Annotated in this window: 18 protein-coding genes and 1 tRNA gene; 13 read left to right on the top strand and 6 right to left on the bottom strand. The window is 67.4% G+C overall.

Going from position 1 to position 20,016, the window contains the following annotated elements:
• Positions 1 to 116 precede the first annotated feature (116 nt).
• A tRNA-Arg gene (locus tag HNQ66_RS18770) sits at positions 117 to 193 on the top strand.
• Positions 194 to 265: 72 nt separating this feature from the next.
• On the opposite strand, the gene HNQ66_RS18765 is transcribed toward HNQ66_RS18770, so the two are convergent.
• Positions 266 to 1,708 (bottom strand): serine hydrolase domain-containing protein, encoded by a 1,443-nt coding sequence (locus tag HNQ66_RS18765; RefSeq protein WP_184145706.1) that lies wholly within the window; start codon positions 1,706 to 1,708, stop codon positions 266 to 268.
• A gap of 223 nt (positions 1,709 to 1,931) precedes the next feature.
• Here HNQ66_RS18765 and ytfQ point away from each other — a divergent pair, with 223 nt between their 5' ends.
• From ytfQ to HNQ66_RS18735, 6 genes are all read left to right on the top strand, one after another.
• Positions 1,932 to 2,894: a galactofuranose ABC transporter, galactofuranose-binding protein YtfQ gene (ytfQ, locus tag HNQ66_RS18760; RefSeq protein WP_184145705.1), complete on the top strand. Its 963-nt coding sequence runs from the start codon at positions 1,932 to 1,934 to the stop codon at positions 2,892 to 2,894.
• Positions 2,895 to 3,003: 109 nt separating this feature from the next.
• On the top strand, positions 3,004 to 4,524 hold the full coding sequence (ytfR, locus tag HNQ66_RS18755) for a galactofuranose ABC transporter, ATP-binding protein YtfR (RefSeq protein WP_184145704.1): 1,521 nt from the start codon (positions 3,004 to 3,006) through the stop codon (positions 4,522 to 4,524).
• Positions 4,521 to 5,549 carry an ABC transporter permease gene (locus HNQ66_RS18750; protein ID WP_184145703.1) on the top strand — a complete coding sequence of 343 codons (1,029 nt, stop codon included), beginning with the start codon at positions 4,521 to 4,523 and terminating at the stop codon, positions 5,547 to 5,549. The genes ytfR and HNQ66_RS18750 overlap by 4 nt, the downstream gene beginning before the upstream one ends.
• Positions 5,546 to 6,514 (top strand): galactofuranose ABC transporter, permease protein YjfF, encoded by a 969-nt coding sequence (gene yjfF, locus HNQ66_RS18745; protein ID WP_184145702.1) that lies wholly within the window; start codon positions 5,546 to 5,548, stop codon positions 6,512 to 6,514. Before HNQ66_RS18750 ends, yjfF begins: the two co-directional genes overlap by 4 nt.
• Before the next feature lie 56 nt (positions 6,515 to 6,570).
• On the top strand, positions 6,571 to 7,278 hold the full coding sequence (locus HNQ66_RS18740) for a FadR/GntR family transcriptional regulator (protein ID WP_184145775.1): 708 nt from the start codon (positions 6,571 to 6,573) through the stop codon (positions 7,276 to 7,278).
• Between the two features lie 100 nt (positions 7,279 to 7,378).
• A complete protein-coding gene (locus tag HNQ66_RS18735) occupies positions 7,379 to 8,626 on the top strand; it encodes an alpha/beta hydrolase (protein ID WP_184145701.1) in 1,248 nt (415 codons plus the stop codon).
• Between the two features lie 51 nt (positions 8,627 to 8,677).
• Here HNQ66_RS18735 and HNQ66_RS18730 read toward each other — a convergent pair whose 3' ends face one another.
• Both HNQ66_RS18730 and spdA read right to left on the bottom strand, forming a co-directional pair.
• Positions 8,678 to 9,313 carry a DUF1236 domain-containing protein gene (locus HNQ66_RS18730; protein ID WP_184145700.1) on the bottom strand — a complete coding sequence of 212 codons (636 nt, stop codon included), beginning with the start codon at positions 9,311 to 9,313 and terminating at the stop codon, positions 8,678 to 8,680.
• A 121-nt stretch (positions 9,314 to 9,434) separates the two neighbouring features.
• Positions 9,435 to 10,241 (bottom strand): 2', 3'cyclic nucleotide phosphodiesterase SpdA, encoded by an 807-nt coding sequence (gene spdA, locus HNQ66_RS18725; RefSeq protein WP_184145699.1) that lies wholly within the window; start codon positions 10,239 to 10,241, stop codon positions 9,435 to 9,437.
• Positions 10,242 to 10,394: 153 nt separating this feature from the next.
• Here spdA and HNQ66_RS18720 point away from each other — a divergent pair, with 153 nt between their 5' ends.
• Complete coding sequence (locus tag HNQ66_RS18720; RefSeq protein WP_184145698.1) at positions 10,395 to 11,429, top strand: proline racemase family protein; 1,035 nt, start codon at positions 10,395 to 10,397, stop codon at positions 11,427 to 11,429.
• Between the two features lie 130 nt (positions 11,430 to 11,559).
• Entirely contained in the window at positions 11,560 to 12,198 is a 639-nt protein-coding gene (locus HNQ66_RS18715; RefSeq protein ID WP_184145697.1) for a FecR family protein, read from the top strand.
• Here the strand turns inward: HNQ66_RS18715 and HNQ66_RS18710 are convergent.
• On the bottom strand, positions 12,195 to 14,036 hold the full coding sequence (locus HNQ66_RS18710) for a CHASE2 domain-containing protein (RefSeq protein ID WP_380780458.1): 1,842 nt from the start codon (positions 14,034 to 14,036) through the stop codon (positions 12,195 to 12,197). The two genes, HNQ66_RS18715 and HNQ66_RS18710, sit on opposite strands and share 4 nt — an antisense overlap.
• 14 nt (positions 14,037 to 14,050) lie before the next feature.
• Positions 14,051 to 14,755, bottom strand: a complete 705-nt coding sequence (locus HNQ66_RS18705) for a Crp/Fnr family transcriptional regulator (RefSeq protein WP_184145696.1) — start codon at positions 14,753 to 14,755, stop codon at positions 14,051 to 14,053.
• A 197-nt stretch (positions 14,756 to 14,952) separates the two neighbouring features.
• Here HNQ66_RS18705 and HNQ66_RS18700 point away from each other — a divergent pair, with 197 nt between their 5' ends.
• The 4 genes from HNQ66_RS18700 to HNQ66_RS18685 all read left to right on the top strand — a co-directional run bounded on the left by HNQ66_RS18700 (position 14,953) and on the right by HNQ66_RS18685 (position 18,333).
• Positions 14,953 to 15,378 (top strand): DoxX family protein, encoded by a 426-nt coding sequence (locus HNQ66_RS18700; RefSeq protein ID WP_184145695.1) that lies wholly within the window; start codon positions 14,953 to 14,955, stop codon positions 15,376 to 15,378.
• Between the two features lie 132 nt (positions 15,379 to 15,510).
• The gene (locus HNQ66_RS18695; protein WP_184145694.1) at positions 15,511 to 16,209 is read left to right on the top strand and encodes an orotate phosphoribosyltransferase; all 699 of its coding nucleotides are present in this window, start codon (positions 15,511 to 15,513) and stop codon (positions 16,207 to 16,209) included.
• Positions 16,210 to 16,272: 63 nt separating this feature from the next.
• The gene (locus tag HNQ66_RS18690; protein WP_184145773.1) at positions 16,273 to 17,202 is read left to right on the top strand and encodes a carbohydrate kinase family protein; all 930 of its coding nucleotides are present in this window, start codon (positions 16,273 to 16,275) and stop codon (positions 17,200 to 17,202) included.
• Positions 17,203 to 17,247: 45 nt separating this feature from the next.
• The gene (locus HNQ66_RS18685) at positions 17,248 to 18,333 is read left to right on the top strand and encodes a glycosyltransferase family 4 protein (protein WP_184145693.1); all 1,086 of its coding nucleotides are present in this window, start codon (positions 17,248 to 17,250) and stop codon (positions 18,331 to 18,333) included.
• A gap of 3 nt (positions 18,334 to 18,336) precedes the next feature.
• On the opposite strand, the gene pgi is transcribed toward HNQ66_RS18685, so the two are convergent.
• Positions 18,337 to 19,962, bottom strand: coding sequence for a glucose-6-phosphate isomerase (pgi, locus tag HNQ66_RS18680; RefSeq protein ID WP_184145692.1), 1,626 nt, complete (start codon positions 19,960 to 19,962; stop codon positions 18,337 to 18,339).
• Positions 19,963 to 20,016: the final 54 nt, after the last annotated feature.

Genomic DNA, 20,016 nt, shown 5'->3' with positions numbered 1-20,016 from the left:
CTTCATGACGGCGCGATGAAAAAAGTGCACTTTTTCTCCGAAAGGCGCTTGCAATAACCCCGCGCACCCTTTAGAGAACCGCCTCGCAGCCGGGCACAACGCCCGCCACTGCCAGCGCACCCGTAGCTCAGCTGGATAGAGCACCAGACTACGAATCTGGGGGTCAGGAGTTCGAATCTCTTCGGGTGCGCCATTTCATTTTCCCAAAGCAAATCGGTTTTGCAGGCGCAGTCATCGTAGCTTGATGAGCCGGGCTTTCGTCCGGCTATAGCTGCCAGGTGATGGACTGGATCTTCGTCGGCTGCGGCGGGCCGCAGAGGGCCTTGGCGACGATCGTGCCGGCGGATGCGGGCAGGTGGAGCTCGAAGCGGCCAAAGCCGCCGTCGGCGCCGCCCCGGTCGGTGGGCAGGATCTTCATGTTTCTCACGTCCGGCGTGCCGGCTTTTTCGCGGATGGCCGCAAGGTCCGCGGCGCGTTCCGCATAGGGCCGGTCGAGGGCGACGTTTTCCAGGAAGATCGTGTCGGCGAGGGCGTCGTCCCAGCCGTCCGCGACGAGGCGGCAGAGGCCGGCGGCGAGCGTGCGCACGGCGGCGGGCGGCTCGGCGGCCGGGGTCTCGCTTTCGAGGGCGGCTTCGAGCAGGCGTTCGAGGGCGGCGGTGACGGGGATCCAGGCGCCCGAATAGGTGGCGTTCTCGAAAGCGAGCACGCCGAGGCCGGTCTGCGGATGCCAGCGCATGTGCGCGCTGAAGCCGGGATAGCCGCCGGAATGGCTGACGATCGCGCCGAACCGCGCGTCGTGCTCGATGTTGAGGCCGTAGCCGTAGCCCCTCAGGCGCAAATCCTCGCCGGGGCCGGGTGTCATGACGCAGTGGATATGCTGCATCTCGCGCCGGCTGGCGGCCGAGAGGGGGCCGTCTTCCGCCGCGTCCGGCCGGAAGGCTTCGGAAAGCCAGTTCGCCCAGCGCGCGAGGTCTGCCGTCGTCGTGACGGCGCCGCCGATGGCGGAGAAGGCGCCGGGCCCGGTGAAGGGGAGGGGCTGCCAGCCGGCCTCCGTCTGGCGGAAGCCCGTCGCCATCCTGCCTGCCGGGACGGCGGCCGGATCGAAGCCCGTCTCCTCGAGGCCGAGCGGCTGGAGGAGGTTTTCGGTGACGAAGGCGGGATAGGACTTGCCGCCGACCTCCTCGATGACCCGGCCGAGCAGCGCATAGCCGAGATTGGAATATTCGAAGCGCGTTCCCGGCACGGCGGCAAAGCGCACGCCCGCGCGCAGCACCGCGTCGAAGGCGGCGGCGCTCAGCGATTCCTGCCGGTCCGCCCAGGGGTCGTCGGTCGGAAGCCCGCCGGACATGGAAAGGAGCATGCGCAGCGTCGGGGCCTCGGGCCTGCCGGCCGGCAGCGTGGGGGCGAGCGCCGGGACGTAGCGCGTCACCGGTTCGTCGAGCGAGAGCCGTCCCCGGTCGCGCAGCAGGAGCATGGCCGCGGCGGTGAAGCTCTTGGTGCAGGAGGCGATGCGGAACCGGGCGCCGGGGCCGGGCGGATCGCCCGCCGCGCCGGCATTGCCGAAGCCGCCCTCGTGCACCGTTCCCGTCGCGTCGAAGAGGGTAAAGCGGGTCGCCGGCGCCGCCTTCCCGGTGACGCGGTCCTTGAAGATGCCGGCGATATTCGCGGCAAGCGCGTCCGGCTGCGGGAGGTCGTCGAAGCGTTTCATGAGGCATCCTTCGGCAGGCGGGACGGTGCGGCGGCTTGCAGATATAGCTGCGTCGCGGCGCAACGGGAATCGCTTTCCGTAAGGCGCGCCTGCCTGAAAACCGGGGCCTTCGCGGCCCCGCGCAGAAAAATCGCGCGCGGTTTCATTTTGACGGTTTACAATAGTAATACAATATGATGTTTTAGCCGCGCTGCTGAGGAGCAGCTTTCTTTGGGAGGATATCATGAAGTTCAAACTCGCACTTGCCAGTGCAACGATCCTTGCTGCCTCGATGTTCAGCGCCGCATCCGCCGCCGACCTCACCGTCGGCTTTTCGCAGATCGGGTCTGAATCCGGCTGGCGCGCCGCCGAGACCACGCTGACCAAGCAGCAGGCCGAAGAGCGCGGCATCGACCTGAAGTTCGCCGATGCACAGCAGAAGCAGGAAAACCAGATCAAGGCGCTGCGCTCGTTCATCGCGCAGGGCGTCGACGCCATCCTGATGGCGCCGGTCGTCGCCACGGGCTGGGACGAAGTGCTGCAGGAAGCCAAGGATGCCGACATTCCGGTCATCCTGCTCGACCGCAAGGTCGATGCGTCGGACGACCTCTACCTGACCGCCGTCACCTCCGACACCGTCCATGAAGGCAAGGTCGCCGGCCAGTGGCTGGTCGATACGGTTGCCGGCAAGCCGTGCAACGTCGTCGAGCTGCAGGGCACGACCGGCTCCTCGCCGGCCATCGACCGCAAGAAGGGCTTCGAGGAAGCCATCGCTGGCCACGACAACCTGAAGATCGTCCGCAGCCAGACCGGCGACTTCACCCGCACCAAGGGCAAGGAAGTCATGGAAAGCTTCCTGAAGGCGGAAGACGGCGGCAAGAACATCTGTGCGCTCTACGCCCACAACGACGACATGGCCGTCGGCGCCATCCAGGCGATCAAGGAAGCCGGCCTCAAGCCGGGCAAGGATATCCTCGTCGTCTCCATCGACTCGGTTCCGGATATCTTCCAGGCGATGGCCGCCGGCGAAGCGAACGCCACGGTCGAACTGACGCCGAACATGGCCGGCCCCGCCTTCGACGCGCTCGAAGCCTACCGCAAGGATGGCAAGGTTCCGCCGAAGTGGATCCAGACGGAATCCAAGCTCTACACCCAGGCCGACGACCCGATGAAGGTCTACGAAGCCAAGAAGGGCCTCGGCTACTGATCTCTCCCGGGACCTTGCGGCCGGTTCGTGATCGGGCGCAAGGTATCCACCTGACACGCCGCTCTCCTTGCGAGGGCGGCGTGCGGCAATCGTCACACGGGTGGGGATCATGCAGCCGGTGAATTCCTATGTTCTTTCGGCGACGGGGATCGACAAGATCTTCCCGGGCGCCAGGGCGCTGAACGGCGTCGATTTCTCCCTGCGGCGCGGCGAGGTGCATGCCCTGCTCGGCGAGAACGGTGCGGGCAAGTCGACGCTCGTCAAATGCCTTACCGGCGCCTACCGGCGCGACGGCGGGCGCATCCTGCTCGACGGCGCGGACATCGATCCGCAGAGCACGCTGGAGGCGCAGAACCTCGGCATCGGCACGGTCTACCAGGAGGTGAACCTGCTGCCGAACCTGACGGTCGCCGAAAACCTCTTCCTCGGCCGCCAGCCGAAGCGCTTCGGCCTTATCGACACGCGCGAGATGAACCGGCGCGCCCGGGCGCTGCTTGCCGAATACGAACTCGACATCGACGTCACCGCCGAGCTTGCCGCCTATTCCGTGGCCGTGCAGCAGGTCGTCGCCATCGCCCGCGCGGTCGATCTTTCCGGCAAGGTGCTGATCCTCGACGAACCGACCGCCAGCCTCGACGCGCATGAGGTGGCCATGCTCTTCCGCATCGTGCGCCGCCTTCGCGAGCGCGGCCTCGGCATCGTCTTCATCACCCATTTCCTGGAGCAGGTCTACGACCTCTCCGACCGCATCACCGTGCTGCGCAACGGCCAGCTCGTCGGCACGCGCGAGACGGCGGACCTGCCGCGCCGCGACCTGATCGCCATGATGCTCGGCCGCGAGCTGGTCGAGGAGGTGGCGACGGAGCACGCCGCCAAGGCGGCGGACGGCGAGGTCCGCTTCCGCTTCCGCGGCTTCGGCCGCAAGGGCCATATCGAGCCCTTCGACCTCGACGTGCGCGCCGGCGAGGTGGTCGGTATCGCCGGCCTGCTCGGCTCGGGACGCACCGAGACGGCGGAAATCCTCTTCGGCGCCGAGCGCGCCGACAGCGGCACGGCGGAAACGTCCGGCCGGGCGCTCGACCTCTCCTCGCCGCGCGCGGCGATCCGCGAGAAATTCGGCTTCTGCCCGGAAGACCGCAAGGTCGACGGCATCGTCGGCGACCTTTCCGTGCGCGAGAACATCGCGCTCGCCCTCCAGGCCCGGCGCGGCTGGGCGCGGCCGATCAGCCGTGCCGAGCAGGACCGGCTCGCCGACCAGTACATCAAGGCGCTCGATATCCGCACCTCGGATCGCGAGAAGCCGATCAAGCTGCTGTCCGGCGGCAACCAGCAGAAGGCGATCCTTGCCCGCTGGCTGGCCACCAACCCGGATTTCCTCATCCTCGACGAGCCGACGCGCGGCATCGATGTCGGCGCGCATGCGGAGATCATCCGCCTCATCGAATCCCTCTGCGAGAAAGGCATGTCGCTGATCGTCATCTCCTCGGAACTGGAAGAACTGGTCGCCTATTCGCACCGCGTCATCGTGCTGCGCGACCGGGCGCATGTGGCCGAACTCGTCGGCGAAGAGGTCACCACGGCCGGCATCGTCGAGGCGATCGCGGCCTCGGCCGGGAGGGCGGACGCATGACATCGACCCTGAAGGCCTACGCCGTCCGCCTCTTCCCGCAGGTCGCCGCGCTCGTCGTCATCCTCCTGATGGTCTCGTTCGCCTTTCCCGATTTCTTCCGGCTCGAGATGCAGAACGGGCGTCTCTACGGCAGCCTGATCGATATCCTCAACCGCGGCGCGCCCGTGGCGCTGCTCGCCATCGGCATGACCGTGGTGATCGCCACCAAGGGCATCGACCTTTCGGTCGGCGCCGTCATGGCGATCTGCGGGGCGGTCGCCGCCGCCTGCATCACCTCCGGCTACGGGCTGGTCGGAACGCTGCTCGTCACGCTCGGCACGGGCATCCTGTGCGGCCTGTGGAACGGCGTCCTCGTCGCCGTGCTGGATATCCAGCCGATCATCGCCACGCTCGTTCTGATGGTCGCCGGCCGCGGCATCGCGCAGCTCATCACGGAAGGGGCGATCCTCACCTTCAACGATCCCGGCCTCATCTTCATCGGCAGCGGCTCCCTGCTGGGCCTTCCCATGCCGGTCGTCATCTGGCTCGTCTTCGGTCTCGTCGTCTCGCTCGTCGTGCGCCGCACGGCGCTCGGCATGCTCATCGAGGCGCTCGGCGTCAACCGGCGCGCCTCCATGCTGTCGGGCGTTTCGACCGGGGTACTGCTGATCGCCGCCTATGTGCTGTGCGGCCTGTGCGCGGCCATCGCCGGCATCATCGCGGCCGCCGACATCCGCGGGGCCGACGCCAACAACGCCGGGCTCTGGCTCGAACTCGATGCGATCCTGGCGGTCGTCGTCGGCGGCAATTCGCTGCTCGGCGGGCGCTTCTCCATAGCCGCCTCGCTGCTTGGCGCGCTCATCATCCAGTCGGTCAATACCGGCATCCTGCTGTCGGGCTTCCCGCCGGAATTCAACCTCATCATCAAGGCGGCGATCATCGTCCTGATCCTTGTCATCCAGTCGCCGCGCGCGCAGTCGGCCTTCGTCTTCCTGTCCCGCTCGCAAGGGGCAGCGCCGGCCAAGACGGAAGAGGAAGCGAAATGAACCCGCGCTATTTTCCGCTCGCCGCCACCATCGCGATCTTCATCGTCGCCTATGCGGTCTGCATCGGCCAGTATCCCAACATGCTGTCGACGCGGGTCATCGGCAATCTCCTGACGGACAACGCCTTCCTCGGCATCGCGGCGGTCGGCATGACCTTCGTGATCCTGTCGGGCGGCATCGACCTTTCCATCGGCGCGGTCATCGCCTTCACCGGCGTCTTCCTCGCCGTGCTTCTGGAAAAGACGTCGATCCACCCGCTCGTCGCCTTCGCGCTGGCGCTCGCCATCACCACGGCCTTCGGCGCGCTGATGGGGGCGATCATCCATCACCTCGAAATGCCGCCCTTCATCGTCACGCTCGCCGGCATGTTCCTGGCGCGCGGCATGGCCTTCGTGCTGTCGATCGATTCGATCCCGATCAAGCATCCGTTCTACGCCACGCTGAAGGGCATCTACTACAAGCTGCCGGGGGGCGGGCGCATCACCTTCATCGGCGGGCTGATGCTCGTCGTCTTCGCGGCCGGGATCCTGATCGCCCACCGCACCCGCTTCGGCGCCAATGTCTATGCGCTCGGCGGCGGCGCGCCGACGGCCCGGCTGATGGGCGTGCCGATCGGCCGCACGACGATCCTCATCTACGCCCTTTCCGGCTTCCTCGCGGGCCTCTCCGGCATCGTCTTCTCGCTCTACACCTCCGCCGGCTATTCGCTGGCGACGGTGGGCGTGGAGCTCGACGCCATCGCCGCGGTGGTCATCGGCGGCACGCTGCTGACGGGCGGCTCCGGCTTCGTCGCCGGCACGCTGGTCGGCATCCTCATCCAGGGCCTCATCCAGACCTACATCACCTTCGACGGCTCGCTGTCGAGCTGGTGGACGAAGATCCTTATCGGCCTCCTGCTCTTCGCCTTCATCCTCCTGCAGAAGGGGCTCATCCACCTCACGGACCGGCGGAGGCGACATGCCTGACGCGGTCCGGGACTAGGGAGGGCCGGCCGGTGCGCAGGAAGGGCCTGATCGAAACGATGATGAGCGGAACGGGGGCGCGCACCAGCCATTCGCAGGTCGTCCACGAACTCGGCAAGGCCATCGTTTCCGGCGAGTTCCCGGTCGGCGCGACGCTTCCGGGCGACCAGGAGCTGGAGGCGCGCTTCGGCGTCTCCCGCACCGTGCTGCGCGAGGCGATGAAGACACTGGCCGCCAAGGGCCTCGTCGTGCCGCGTGCCCGCATCGGCACCCGCGTGACGCCGAAGGACCAGTGGAACCTCTTCGACAGCGATATCCTCACCTGGCATTTCGCCGTCGGCGTCGATCAGGGCTTCCTGCTGCACCTCAGCGAAATCCGCCTCGGCTTCGAGCCGCAGGCCGCCGCGCTCGCCGCCCGCCATGCAGGCGAGGCGGATATCAACCAGATGATGCTGCTCGCCGTCGCCATGGGCGATCCGGACCATACGGCCGAGACGCTGGCGCTCGCGGACCTACGCTTCCACCTCGCCGTCATGGAGGCCTCGCGCAATCCCTTCATGCGCACCGTCGGCAGCCTGATCGAGGCGGCGCTCGCCGGCGTCTTCAAGCTGAGCTCGCCGGCGGCCGACCGCGGCAAGATCGGCGACGTGGCGGCAAGCCACATGCGCATCGTCGAGGAGATCCGCCGCCGCGACGAGGAGGGTGCCCGCCGCGCCATGGAAAACGTCATCCGCGTCGGCCGCGCCCGCATGACCGATACGGCGTGACCGATATGCCACGCGGGCCCGCCAATCTTTTCCCTCGCCTTCAAAACCCGCCGCCGCTCGGCTAAGCAGGAAGAAACGGGTTAGCGGAAGGACGCGGGCCATGACGAACCGCCGGATGCCGCGCGTATTGCGTCGCGTGATCTTCGCCGGGCTGCTGGCGCTGGCCGGATGTGCCGGCCGGCCGGAAGGCGTGCTGGTGCCGAGCGGCAAGGTGGCGCCGGGCGTTTCCACCGTCGACCTGCTCGTGGCGACGACGCGCGCGCCCTCGCGCGTGCCGGGCGTCCTCTTCTCCGGCGAGCGCGGCTCGGACATCGAGTTGCGCGAGATCGTCGTTTCCATTCCGCCGGGCGGCAAGCGCAAGGTCGGGCAGGTTCAATGGCCCACCAAGCTGCCGGCCGATCCGGAGAAGGATTTTGCGACCGTCAGCGTCGAGCCGCTCGATGCGGCAAGGGCCGGGCGGGTCTGGCTCGACCGCAACCTGCCGAAGAGCCGGCGCGTGCTCGTCTTCGTCCACGGCTTCAACAACCGCTACGAGGACGCGGTCTACCGTTTTGCGCAGATCGTGCACGATTCCAAGACGGACGCGGCGCCGGTGATCTTCACCTGGCCCTCGCGCGCCAGCATCTTCGATTATTCCTACGACAAGGAAAGCACCAACTATTCGCGCGATGCGCTGGAGGAATTGCTGCGGGCGGTGGTCGCCAAGCCGGAGGTGGGCGAGGTCACCGTCATGGCCCATTCGATGGGGACGTGGCTTGCGGTCGAGACCCTGCGGCAGATGGCGATCCGCGACGGGCGCGTGCCGAAGAAGATCCAGCAGGTCATCCTCGCCTCGCCCGATCTCGACGTCGACGTCTTCGGCCAGCAGCTTCGCGCCATCGGCGAGCCGCGGCCGCATTTCACCCTGTTCGTCTCGCGTGACGACCGGGCGCTGACCCTCTCGCGGCGCATTTCCGGCAATGTCGACCGGCTCGGCCAGATCAACCCGGCCGAGGAGCCCTATCGCAGCATGCTGGAAAAGCAGGGCATCACCGTGCTCGACCTGACGGCGCTGAAGTCCGGCGACCGGCTGAACCACGGCAAGTTCGCCGAGAGCCCGGAAGTGGTGCGCCTCATCGGCAACCGGCTGATCGACGGGCAGACGGTGACGGATTCCGAGGTGGGCCTCGGCGAGCGGCTCGGCGCCGTCGCGCTCGGCACGGCCCAGACGGTCGGCAGCGCCGCCAGCATCGTCGTCTCCACGCCCATCGCCGTCTTCGATCCGGTGACGCGCAAGAACTACGACGACCAGTGGCGGCGCCTCGGCAATTCCGTCGAGGACACCACCGTCACCGCCGTCGGCCAGTAAAAAGGCGGCCCGCAGGGGGCCGCCTTGCTGTTGCCTGCCGGTCCGGCGATCTTACCGGACCCAGAGCACCTGCCGCGTGCCGCGGTCGACGAGGACCGGGCGCTGGTCGACATAGATGTAGCCGTAGTTCGGATTTTCCGGCACTTCGACGATCTGCACCGTGTCGGGAACCGTCACGCCGGCCTCGACCGGGCCTTCCAGCACGACGGGCTCGACGGGATGGCGCTCGACATAGGTGATGGTCGCTTCCGGAATATCGGACGAGACGCTGGCCGTCGTGCCCATGTCGGGCGCGTAGATCACCTGACGGCTGTCGGCCCGCACGATCACCGGGCGGTTGTCGACATAGACATAGGCAAGGTCCGGATGGTCCGGGATCGGCGTCAGCGCGACGGTGTCGTCGAAGCGGGTATCGACGCTCACGGGGCCTTCCAGCACCACGGGCGGCGTCGGGTTGTCCATCACATAGACGCGGGCATCCTCGGGAACGGCGGCTTCCGCGCCGATGGCAGCGCCGGCGACGCCGCCGACGATGGCGCCGACCGGACCGCCGATGACGGCACCGGCCGCCGCGCCCGCAGCCCCGCCGGCTGCGCCGCCGAAGGCTTCCTTGTCGCGGTCGTCGGCATGGGCCGCGGTGGCGCCGATAAGGGCAAGGGCCGCGCCGGCGATGAGAATCTTACGCATGTTTTTCTCCTTCGAACGTTGGGTTTGCCACCCCTTCGGCGGAGAGAACGTAAGATGCCGGTCTCGGTTCCCGCAGAACGCGGACGGACCATCACGATGTATGACGCCCGTTAATCCCGTCTCAGGCGATGGCCGGGTCGCGCCGGGCGATCTCGTAGTCCTCGTTGTGCACCTGCAGCCCCTCTTCCGTCACCATGACGATGCCGTAGGCGCCCGGCTCGTCCACCGAGAGCGAGGCGTTGGGCATGTCGAAGGGCATCGGCTGCTGGTGCACCGGGCTCTTGAAGATCGAGAAGGGGATGCCGCGGTGCGAGCCGCCGATCGTGCGGTGAACATGGCCGGCGAAGATATGGCGGACATTGCCGTGCCTCAGCACGAGATCGTAGAAGGCGTCCTCGTTGCCGAGGCGGATCGCATCCATGCCGGTAAAGCCCGTCCTGTGCGGTGGATGATGCATGAAGAGAAGGACCGGCAGTCCGCTCGCCGTCGCCAGCGCCCGCTCGAGCCAGGCGAGGCGCTTTTCGCAGAGATAGCCGGCATGGCTCATCGGATAGTCGTAGGGCGGGGCGAACAGCGTATCGAGCAGCACCGCGCGGCAATCGGCATAGTCGATGACCTGCTGCACGAAGCCGTCCTCATCCGGCGCGACATGGGAAAAGGTCTCCAGGAAGCGCTCGCGGTAGTCGTGGTTGCCGATGGTGATGGCAGCGGGCGGCACGAGAAGGGCGAGGAGGTCGCGCAGGCGCTCGTAGGACAGCGTGTCGGCGCGGTGCGTCAGGTCCCCGGTGATGATCACCCGGTCGGCATCGGCATGATAGCGGTTGACGTGCTCTATGCCGGCGAGCAGCCTCTTGTAGGGATCGAGGCCGATGATCGTCGTGCCCTCGGGCACCATATGCAGGTCGGTGAAGACGATGAGCTTGGTCATGGAAGGGTCTCTCGGGCGGGATGCGTCCGCCGGCCGGCGGATGCCTTTTCGTAGCGCGCCGATGGGCCGCATGAAAAGCTGTTGGAACCGTGTCCAATCTGATATATCAGAGGACGGAAAGCCGGACGACCGGCGCGAACGGAGCGATACGACATGAGATGGAAGCGCACGATCCAGTTGCTGGACGTTCACTGCGAGGGCGAGATCGGCAAGGTGGCGATCGGCGGCGTGCCGAAGATCCCCGGCAACACCATCGCCGAGCAGCTCAACCACATCAACACGGTGGACGACAGCCTGCGCCGCTTCCTGTGCCTCGAGCCGCGCGCGGCCGCGACCGGCTCGGTGAATCTCCTCGTGCCCGCTAAGCGGCCCGAGGCGGATGCCGGCTTCATCATCCTGCAGGCCGACCAGGCGCACGCCTCTTCCGGCTCCAACTCGATCTGCGTCACCACGGCGCTCCTCGAATCGGGCATCGTCGAGATGAAGGAGCCGGAAACGGTCGTCGTGCTCGACACGGCCGCCGGCCTCGTCAAGGCGACGGCGACCTGCCGCGACGGGCGCTGCGAGAAGGTCAAGCTCACCATGGTGCCCTCCTTCGTCGAGGCGCTGGACGTGGAGATCGACACGCCCCACTGGGGCCGCGTGCGCTTCGACATCTCCTATGGCGGTATCTTCTATGCGCTGGTCGACGTCGACCAGATCGGCACGAAGATTGAGAAGGCCAATGCCCGCGCGCTGGTCGATGCCGGCATGGCGCTGAAGGACCTCATCAACAAATCGATGAAGATCGTGCACCCGGAAATCCCGGAAATCAGCGGCGTCGCCTATGTCATGTTCCGCGACCGCGACCCGGACGGCCTCGTGCGTACCGCCACGACCATGTGGCCGGGCCGCGTCGACCGCTCGCCCTGCGGCACCGGCAACTCCGCCAACCTTGCGACGCTCCACGCGCGCGGCCTCGCCAAGGTCGGCGACACGTTCCGCTCGCGCTCGATCATCGGCTCGGAGTTCGAAGTGGGGCTTGCCGGCGAAACCACGGTCGCCGGCCGCAAGGCGATCATCCCCACCATCACCGGCCGCGGCTGGACCTTCGGCCTGCACCAGATCGCACTCGACCCGAGCGATCCGCTGGCGAACGGCTTTGCCATGACGGATACCTGGGGCCCGCAGGCCGGCGATATCCGCTGACCTGTTCCGCGGGGAACAGCGGCGGGAGGAGGCGTGGCGCATAGAATGTTCGGAAGACGGGCACGCGATTGACGCGCGGGCCTGCCTGAGGTCCAATCCGTTTCCGGCCCGTTCCGCGAAAGGCGCGACGATGCGAACGCTCGATGCTCTCCAGCCGCTCTTCCTCAGCCGCCGGCTGTTCGTTGCGGGCGGCGTGCTCGCCCTGACGGGCCTCGGCATCGGCGCGACCCGCGCCAACGCCGTCATCGGCAAGGCCGTCGAGGTCACCGGCGAGGTCACCCGCCGACAGGCGGAGCGCCGCGAAGGCCTGAAGGCCGGCGCAAGCCTGATGGACCACGATTTCGTCGCGACGGGCCGGGAGAGCTTTGCCGAACTTGCCCTCGGCGACGACACGAGCCTCCTCCTCGGCAGCGAGACGGAACTTCTCATCGACAGCTTCATCGCCGGGCAGGGCGGCACCATCGAGCTCGGCATGGGCCAGATGGTCTTCGACCGGCCGGAAGGCCTTGCCAAGATCGACCTTTCCATGCGTACGGCCTTCGGCATGATCGGCGTGCGCGGCACGAAATTCTTCGCCGGTCCCAATCGCGGTGTCTTCGCCGTCTTCGTCGAGCACGGCCGCGTTTCGGTCACCGGCGGCGGCGTGACGAGGGAGGTCGGCCGCGGCGAAGGCGTGGAGATCAGGACGCCGGGCGCGGCCCCCGGCGCGGTCACGCAATGGGGCAAGGCCCGCATCCGCGAGGCCTATGCCAGCGTCGGCCTGCACTAATCCAGCGTGAAAAGCTCCATCGTGCCGAAGCCGCGGATTTCGTGGCTGCCGATGGCGCGGAGCGTCCGGACCGTCTCCCCTGCGGCACGCGGCCCGATGCAGATCTGCGTTCCAAGGAACTTGTTGGCGTCCTGGAGCCGGGCGGCAAGGTTCACCGCGTCGCCGTGCGCCGTATAGTCGAGCTTGCCGCCGGCGCCGACTTCCCCCAGCACGGCCATGCCGGTCTCCACGCCGATGCGCGTGCGGCCGAAATCCTTGTCGCGGAAGAGGGGTCGGCGGCGCATCTCCTCGGTGAGCGCGCGGATTTCGCCAGCGCAGGCGATCGCCCTGTCGACATGCCGGTCGAGGTCGTCCGGCGCGTTGAAGAGCGCATGGACGGCGTCGCCCACCACCTTGTCCACCATGCCGCCGTGCCTTGCGACCAGCGCGTTCACCTCGGAAAAGTAGATGTCGAGCAGCTTGACGAGGTCGTGCGGGCCGATCTTCTGGGCGAGTGCGGAAAAGCCCTCGATATCGGTGAAGAGCGCCGTCACCTGCCGCTCCTCGCCGGCGACCCGTTCCATCTCCGGATTGTCGATATAGCGCGAGACGACCGACTGCGGCAGGTATTGCGCGAAGCGCTGGCGCGCCGTCGCCTCGGCCCGGCGCACATGGGCATATTGCAGGAGCCCGGTCAGGAGCGCGGCGATGGCGACGATGAGCGCGACGCCCGGCGCATCGGCAAGCAGCGCCGTGCGGATATAGAGCAGCACCGAGGCGGCGAAGACGAGGCAAACGAGGCCGATGCCGGCAAGCGCCGCGCCGATGGGCCGCAGCCGGGAGGCCGCGAAGGCGGCGAGCGCCCCCATGATGGCGGCAAAGCCAGCCTCGAAGGGCGGCAGGGCGGCACCGCGCATCGGGATGCGGTCGGAAAGGATCGCGGTCGCGACGTCGGCGTGAATCTGCACGGAGGGTTCGAGCGGCATGGAGGCGCTGGTCCTGAGCCCGCCGAGATTGGGCAGGCTGCTGCCGATCAGCACGACCTTGCCGGCGATCCTTTCCGCCGGCACGCTTCCTGCCACCACGTCGGCGGCCGAAAGGGTGCGCGCGCCGATCCCTGCCGCCCCGCTCGCCACGAAGCGCAGGCTCCCGTCCTCGTCGAGCCGGATGACCCGCGAATCCTGCCGGAGCCATGGCGGATTGCCGCCGAGGATAGGCGTATGCGCCCCGGCCGCCAGCCGCGCGGCTTCGACGCCGAGCGTCGGATAGGCCGCATTGCCGAGGATGGCATAGGCCTGCACGCGGCGCACCACCGCATCCTCGTCGCCGACGAGGAAGGCGGCGGCGGCGGCCGCGGATTTCTCCTGAAGGAAGGCGCAGGAACTTTCTGTGCCGTCGATGAACCAGAGATCCGGCGCGACGACCGGCCGTTGCAGGGCGAGCCCTGGAACGGGGCGCGGCGCGGCATCCGGCGTCTCGCCGATGAGGAAGCCGAGCACGGTCGGCACCCTGCCCATGGCTTCGGCGAGCGCGGCGTTCGCCGGCTCGTCGGGCCTGCAATCGGTGCTGAAGATGAAGTCGAAGGCGATGGCCGCCGGCCTTGCGGCGGCAAGCCTGTCGATCAGGTCGGCGGTCTGCGCCCGCGTCCATTCCTTCTCCGGCGCGCTCTGGAAGGCCTTTCGGTCGATATCGACGACGGCGATCCGGTCGCTCACCGGCGCCGGCATGGCCTGCGTGAGGGCATCGAAATAGGTTTCGCGCTGCCGTTCCAGCGCGTCCCCGCCGAGAAAGAAGAGCGCCGCCGCGCCGGCAAGGCTTGCCACGAGGCCGGCGGCAAGGGGTCTTTGTCGCTTGGCGATCATGGCCGCCACGGCTAGCCGTCTTCCGGCTCGGCGATGCCCTGGAGCCGGCCGATATGGCAATGGACGATGCCGTCGCTGCGGCGGATGGCGCCGGCCTCCTCCAGCGCGAGGATGGAGCGGTTGATCTTCGGCCGGCTGGCGCCGAGGATGCCGGCGATCTCGGTCTGGCTCAGCGGAAGCTGGAGATTGGCGCTCTCCGGCAGGTCCTCGCCGTGGATGGAGCGTAGCGTCGAGAGGACGAACCGCGCGACGCGCGCGTCGAGGTCGTAGAGCGCGATGGTCTCCAGTTGCTCCGTCGTCTCGCGCAGCTTGGTGCAGAGATAGTGGATGGTGGCGAGCGCGGCGGAAGGATTGCGCGCCAGAAGGTCGAGGAAATCCCGCTTGGCGATGACATAGCCTTCCGTCGCCACGGCCGCCGTCGCGTCCGCCGAGCGCGGCTGGCCGTCGAGGATCGCCATCTCGCCGAGCACGGCGCCGGGCTCGAGCTGGCGCAGCGACAGCTCCTTGCCCTGCGGCGTGAGGAGCGAGAGCTTGATACGGCCGGAGACGAGCGCGATGAGATAGGCGCCCTCGTCGCCGCGCTGGAAGATCACCGTGCCGGCCGGCCATTTGCGGTAGGCCGCGATGGACGCGACCTCATCGATCGTCTCCCTGCCGAAGCCCTCGAAAATCGGAAAGGATCGCCAGAACGCGGCACTCTTGTTGATCTCGTGCATATCCGGTTTCCCCCGGCCGCCGGCGGGCCGCCCGGCGGAAATCTTCCCCTAGCTGTTCGGCGCTTGCAACAGAAAAGAGCGGCTCTGCATCGTTCACAAAAAGAGAACGATCTGTCGCCCGGACGCCAGTCTATCTTGACGATGGAAAGCCCGGTATTCCTCCGGCCAACGCAAACGCCTGCAACCAGGAGCCATCCATGTCCCAGAACGCCGTCATCCTTATCGGCCGCATCCTCCTCGCCCTCATGTTCCTCACGTCGGGCTTTCCCAAGCTCGTCGACCCGGCCGGCACGGCCGGCATGATCGCCGGCGCCGGCCTGCCGGCGGCCACCGCGCTCGCCTATCTCGCCGGCATCTTCGAGCTCGTCACCGGCCTCTTCATCCTCGTCGGCTTCCAGACGAAGATCACCGCCTACCTTCTCGCCGTCTTCTGCGTCTTCACCGCCCTCGTCTTCCACAGCGGCGCGATCAGCGTCCCGGATTTCCCGGAAGGCGCCAACGGCCTGCTGACCGTCTTCAACGGCCTGATGATGTGGAAGAACATCACCATCGCCGGCGGTTTCCTCATTCTCGCCGCCTTCGGCCCCGGTCTCATCTCCGTGGATGCCCGCCGCGCCGCCTGAGAGCGACGATAGCGGTCTGATCCTCCAGAAATCCTTCCCGGCCCGCCGGGGAGGGTTTTTCGTTGCCGGGATGCTGGAAAGCCGCCGCTCTTGCTGCTATGCGCTCGACAAGACAGCCAGCGGGAGATGCCGATGTTTTCCAATTCCTTTCCGGACAAAGACGTGATGGCGGAGCTGATGGCCCGCATGCTGTGGGAGATCAAGGCGGTGCATTTCCGCCCCGAGGAGCCCTACAAGCTCGCCTCCGGCATGGCATCCCCGGTCTATATGGATTGCCGCAAGCTGCTCTCCTATCCGCGCATCCGCTCGGCGATCATGGATTTCGCCGCCGCGACCATCACCCGCGAGGCCGGCTTCGAGCGCTTCGACGTCATCGCCGGCGGCGAGACGGCGGGCATTCCCTTCGCCGCGCTGCTGGCCGACCGGCTCGGCCTGCCGATGGTCTATGTGCGCAAGAAGCCGAAGGGCCACGGCCGCAACGCGCAGATCGAGGGCGTGATGGCCGAGGGCGCGCGCGTCCTCGTTATCGAGGATCTCGTGACGGTCGGCGGTTCCATGTTCACCTTCATCGACGCGATCCGCGCGGCCGGCGGCGTGGTCGATCACGGCATGGCGCTCTTCTACTACGGCATCTTCCAGGAGGCCGAGGCGCGCTATGCGAACGGCGGCGTCAGGCTGCACCATGTCGGCACCTGGCGCGACGTGCTCTCCGTCGCACGGGCGGAAAAGCTCTTCGACGACGCAACGCTCGCCTCGGTCGGCGCCTTCTTCGATGCGCCGCTCGCCTGGTCTGCCGCCCATGGCGGCGTTGCCGAGCTGCCGACGTCGTAAAAGCCTCTGGCGCTTTTCGCTGTCATCGTTTAAATCGATTGAAAATCGATTGGGGGAATGAAGATGATCCTGTGTTGTGGTGAAGCGCTGATCGACATGCTGCCGCGGACGACGACGCTCGGCGAGGATGCCTATGCGCCCTATGCCGGCGGGGCGATCTTCAACACGGCGATCGCGCTCGGCCGCCTCGGCGTGCCGACCGGCTTCTTCACCGGCCTTTCCGACGACATGATGGGCGACATATTGCGCAAGACGCTCGGCGAAAGCGGCGTCGACTACAGCTATTGCGCAACGCTCTCGCGCCCCACCACCGTCGCCTTCGTCAAGCTGGTCGACGGCCACGCGACCTATGCCTTCTACGACGAGGGCACGGCCGGCCGCATGATCACAGAGGCCGAACTGCCGGCGCTCGGCGCGGATTGCGAGGCCATCCATTTCGGCGCGATCAGCCTCATCCCCGAGCCCTGCGGCTCCACCTACGAGGCGCTTCTGGCGCGTGAGCACGAAACGCGCGTCATCTCGCTCGACCCGAACATCCGCCCCGGCTTCATCAAGGACAAGGATGCGCATATGGCGCGCATCCGCCGCATGGCGGCGATGGCGGACATCGTGAAGTTCTCCGACGAGGACCTCGCCTGGTTCGGCCTCGAGGGCGACGAGGATGCGCTTGCCCGCCACTGGCTGCATCACGGCGCCAAGCTCGTCGTCGTCACGCGCGGCGCGGAAGGCGCGGTCGGCTATACGGCGGACCACAAGGTCACGGTACCGAGCGAGCGCGTGGCGGTGGTCGACACCGTCGGCGCCGGCGACACCTTCGATGCCGGCGTCCTCGCCTCGCTGAAGATGCAGAACCTCCTCACCAAGCAGCAGGTGGCGAAGCTCTCCGAGGAGCAGATCGCCAAGGCCCTCGCGCTCGGTGCCAGGGCCGCCGCCGTCACCGTCTCCCGCGCCGGCGCCAATCCGCCCTGGGCAAAGGAAATCGGGCTGGCGTAAGGGGCCCCTTCATCCGCCTGTCATCGCCGCATGGTCAAAGGGGCCATGCTCGACCAGACCGCCCCCGACTCGCCCCTTCCGGCCCGCCCCGACGGACGGGCGCCCGTCGTTCTCGTCGTCACGGATGCCTGGCGGCCGCAGTTGAACGGCGTGGTGCACACGCTGGAGGAACTGGCGCGCTCCATGGCGGAGGAGGGGGTGGAGATCGTTTTCCTGACGCCGGAGAAGTTCGCGACGGTGCCGCTGCCGTCCTATCCGGAAATCCGCCTTGCCATCGCCTCCGCGCGGCAGGTGCTCGCTAAGATCGACGCGGTTGCGCCCGACTATATCCACATCGCCACAGAAGGCCCGCTCGGCCTTGCGGCGCGGCGCGCCTGCCTGCGCCGCCGGCTGCCCTTCACCACGGCCTACCACACGCGCTTTCCCGAGTTCATCCGTGCGCGCCTGCCCATCCCGGAAAGCTGGAGCTACTGGTGGCTGCGGCGTTTTCACAATGCCGGCGAGGGCATGATGGTGGCGACCCGCTCGCTCGGAGCGGAAATGGCCGCGCGCGGCTTTCGCCGCATCAAGCGCTGGTCGCGCGGGGTGGATACGACGCTGTTCGACCCCGCAAGACGCCGCGACCTCGGCCTGCCAAGGCCGGTCTTCCTCAATGTCGGGCGCGTGGCGGTGGAAAAGAACCTGCCGGCCTTCCTCGGCCTCGACCTGCCGGGCAGCAAGGTCGTCGTCGGCGACGGGCCGGACCTTGCCATGCTGCGCGAGCGCTATCCGGACGTGCATTTCCTCGGCCGCAGGACCGGCGAGGCGCTTGCCGCCCTCTATGCCTCGGCCGACGTCTTCGTCTTCCCGAGCCGTACCGACACTTTCGGCAATGTCATGCTGGAGGCGCTGGCGAGCGGCGTTCCCGTTGCCGCCTTCCCGGTCGCCGCGCCGCGTGACGTGCTCGGCGAGGCGGGCGCGCTGTCGGAGGATCTGCGCGAAGCGGCGCTCGCCGCGCTCGATATCCCGAAGGACGTCGCCCGGGGCCGCGCCATGGCTTATAGCTGGCGCGCCTGTGCACGGGAATTCCTGGGCAATCTCGCCCGCGTGCCGCGCGATGCCTTCGCGGCACGCCGCCTCAGCCTGCGCTGAGACCTACTTTGCCGCCTTCAGCAGCGCGGCGACGAGGCCGGCCGTCGAGGAATCGTGGCCGGCGGCGCTTTCCTTGCCTTCCACCACCGGCAGGAGGCCGGTCGCCAGCTCCTTGCCGAGCTCCACGCCCCACTGGTCGAAGGAATTGATGTTGAAGAGCGCGCCCTCGACGAAGACGCGGTGCTCGTAAAGCGCGATCAGCCGGCCGAGCGCAAAGGGCGTCAGGCTGTCATAGACCATGGTGATCGACGGGCGGTTGCCGGAAAAGACCCGGTGCGGTGCGATCCTGTCGGCCTTCTTCGCGTCCATGCCCTTGGCGGTGAGCTGGGCTTTCGCTTCTTCGAGCGTGCGGCCCTTCATCAGCGCTTCCGACTGCGCCAGGCAATTGGCGATCAGCAGTTCGTGCTGGTGGCGAAGGGTCTTCTCGTGACCGTTCGCCGCGATCATGAATTCGGTCGGGATGATCGACGTGCCCTGGTGGATGAGCTGGTAGAAGGCATGCTGGCCGTTGGTGCCGGGCTCGCCCCAGACGACCGGGCCGGTCTTGAATTCGACCGGCTCGGACTCCACCGTCACCGACTTGCCGTTCGATTCCATGTCGAGCTGCTGGAGATAGGCCGGGAAGCGCGACAGCCGCTGGTCGTAGGGCAGGATGGCGCGCGAGGGGTAGTTCAGCACGTTGCGATGGTAGAAGCCGATGAGGCCGAGCAGCATCGGGATGTTCTGCCGGATCGGCGCGGTGCGGAAATGGTTGTCGACGGCATGGCCGCCGGCAAGAAACTCGGCGAAGTTCTCCTTGCCGATGGCGATCATCAGCGGCAGGCCGATGGCCGACCAGATGGAGTAGCGCCCGCCGACCCAGTCCCAGAAGCCGAAGACGCGGCTGCCGTCGATGCCGAAGGCGGAAACCTTGTCGAGCGCCGTGGAGACCGCGCAGAAATGGCTGCCGACGGCCGCTTCGCCGAGTGCATCGGCGATGAAGCGGCGGGCCGTTGCGGCATTCGTCATCGTCTCGATGGTGGTGAAGGTCTTCGAGGCGACGATGAAAAGCGTCGTCTCGGCCGCAAGCAGCTTCAGCGTGTCGGCGATATGCGCGCCGTCGATGTTGGAGACGAAATGCAGGCGCGGGCCGTCGTGATAAGGCGCGAGCGCCAGCGTCGCCATGACCGGGCCGAGGTCCGAGCCGCCGATGCCGATATTGACGACGTCGGTGATCTTCCTGCCCGTCGCACCCTTGAGTGCACCGGAGCGGATGCCGTCGGAAAAGGCGCCCATGGCGTCGAGCACGGCGTTGACGTCCGGCATGACGTCATGGCCGTCGACGAGCACCGGCGTGTTGGCGCGGTTGCGCAGCGCCGTGTGCAGCACGGCGCGCTCCTCGGTGATGTTGATGATCTCGCCGGCGAACATCGCGTCACGCTTCTTCTCGACGCCGGCTTCCCTCGCCAGTTCCTCCAGCGCATCCAGCACGGCGTCGTTCACCGCGCATTTGGAATAGTCGAAGAGAAGGTCCTCGAATGTCGTGCTGTAGCGGGAGAAGCGGGCGGGATCGGCCGCGAACGCCGCCCGGATGTCCGTGGCATCGGTGTCGCGGACGATGGTTTTCAGCTTTTCGACAAGCGCTTTCATCGGCGTGTTCCTTCGGCCTTTGGAGGATGCCGTTAGCTAGTCGCTTTGCCCCCC

This window comes from Shinella fusca (genome assembly GCF_014203155.1).
Taxonomy (GTDB): domain Bacteria; phylum Pseudomonadota; class Alphaproteobacteria; order Rhizobiales; family Rhizobiaceae; genus Shinella; species Shinella fusca.
This window is presented reverse-complemented; position numbering and strand designations above follow the sequence as displayed.

Bases quoted from the DNA above. Each gene is read 5' to 3' on its own strand.
- HNQ66_RS18765 (WP_184145706.1), bottom strand. From the start codon at position 1,708: ATGAAACGCTTCGACGACCTCCCGCAGCCGGACGCGCTTGCCGCGAAT.
- ytfQ (WP_184145705.1), top strand. From the start codon at position 1,932: ATGAAGTTCAAACTCGCACTTGCCAGTGCAACGATCCTTGCTGCCTCG.
- ytfR (WP_184145704.1), top strand. From the start codon at position 3,004: ATGCAGCCGGTGAATTCCTATGTTCTTTCGGCGACGGGGATCGACAAG.
- HNQ66_RS18750 (WP_184145703.1), top strand. From the start codon at position 4,521: ATGACATCGACCCTGAAGGCCTACGCCGTCCGCCTCTTCCCGCAGGTC.
- yjfF (WP_184145702.1), top strand. From the start codon at position 5,546: ATGAACCCGCGCTATTTTCCGCTCGCCGCCACCATCGCGATCTTCATC.
- HNQ66_RS18740 (WP_184145775.1), top strand. From the start codon at position 6,571: ATGATGAGCGGAACGGGGGCGCGCACCAGCCATTCGCAGGTCGTCCAC.
- HNQ66_RS18735 (WP_184145701.1), top strand. From the start codon at position 7,379: ATGACGAACCGCCGGATGCCGCGCGTATTGCGTCGCGTGATCTTCGCC.
- HNQ66_RS18730 (WP_184145700.1), bottom strand. From the start codon at position 9,313: ATGCGTAAGATTCTCATCGCCGGCGCGGCCCTTGCCCTTATCGGCGCC.
- spdA (WP_184145699.1), bottom strand. From the start codon at position 10,241: ATGACCAAGCTCATCGTCTTCACCGACCTGCATATGGTGCCCGAGGGC.
- HNQ66_RS18720 (WP_184145698.1), top strand. From the start codon at position 10,395: ATGAGATGGAAGCGCACGATCCAGTTGCTGGACGTTCACTGCGAGGGC.
- HNQ66_RS18715 (WP_184145697.1), top strand. From the start codon at position 11,560: ATGCGAACGCTCGATGCTCTCCAGCCGCTCTTCCTCAGCCGCCGGCTG.
- HNQ66_RS18705 (WP_184145696.1), bottom strand. From the start codon at position 14,755: ATGCACGAGATCAACAAGAGTGCCGCGTTCTGGCGATCCTTTCCGATT.
- HNQ66_RS18700 (WP_184145695.1), top strand. From the start codon at position 14,953: ATGTCCCAGAACGCCGTCATCCTTATCGGCCGCATCCTCCTCGCCCTC.
- HNQ66_RS18695 (WP_184145694.1), top strand. From the start codon at position 15,511: ATGTTTTCCAATTCCTTTCCGGACAAAGACGTGATGGCGGAGCTGATG.
- HNQ66_RS18690 (WP_184145773.1), top strand. From the start codon at position 16,273: ATGATCCTGTGTTGTGGTGAAGCGCTGATCGACATGCTGCCGCGGACG.
- HNQ66_RS18685 (WP_184145693.1), top strand. From the start codon at position 17,248: ATGCTCGACCAGACCGCCCCCGACTCGCCCCTTCCGGCCCGCCCCGAC.
- pgi (WP_184145692.1), bottom strand. From the start codon at position 19,962: ATGAAAGCGCTTGTCGAAAAGCTGAAAACCATCGTCCGCGACACCGAT.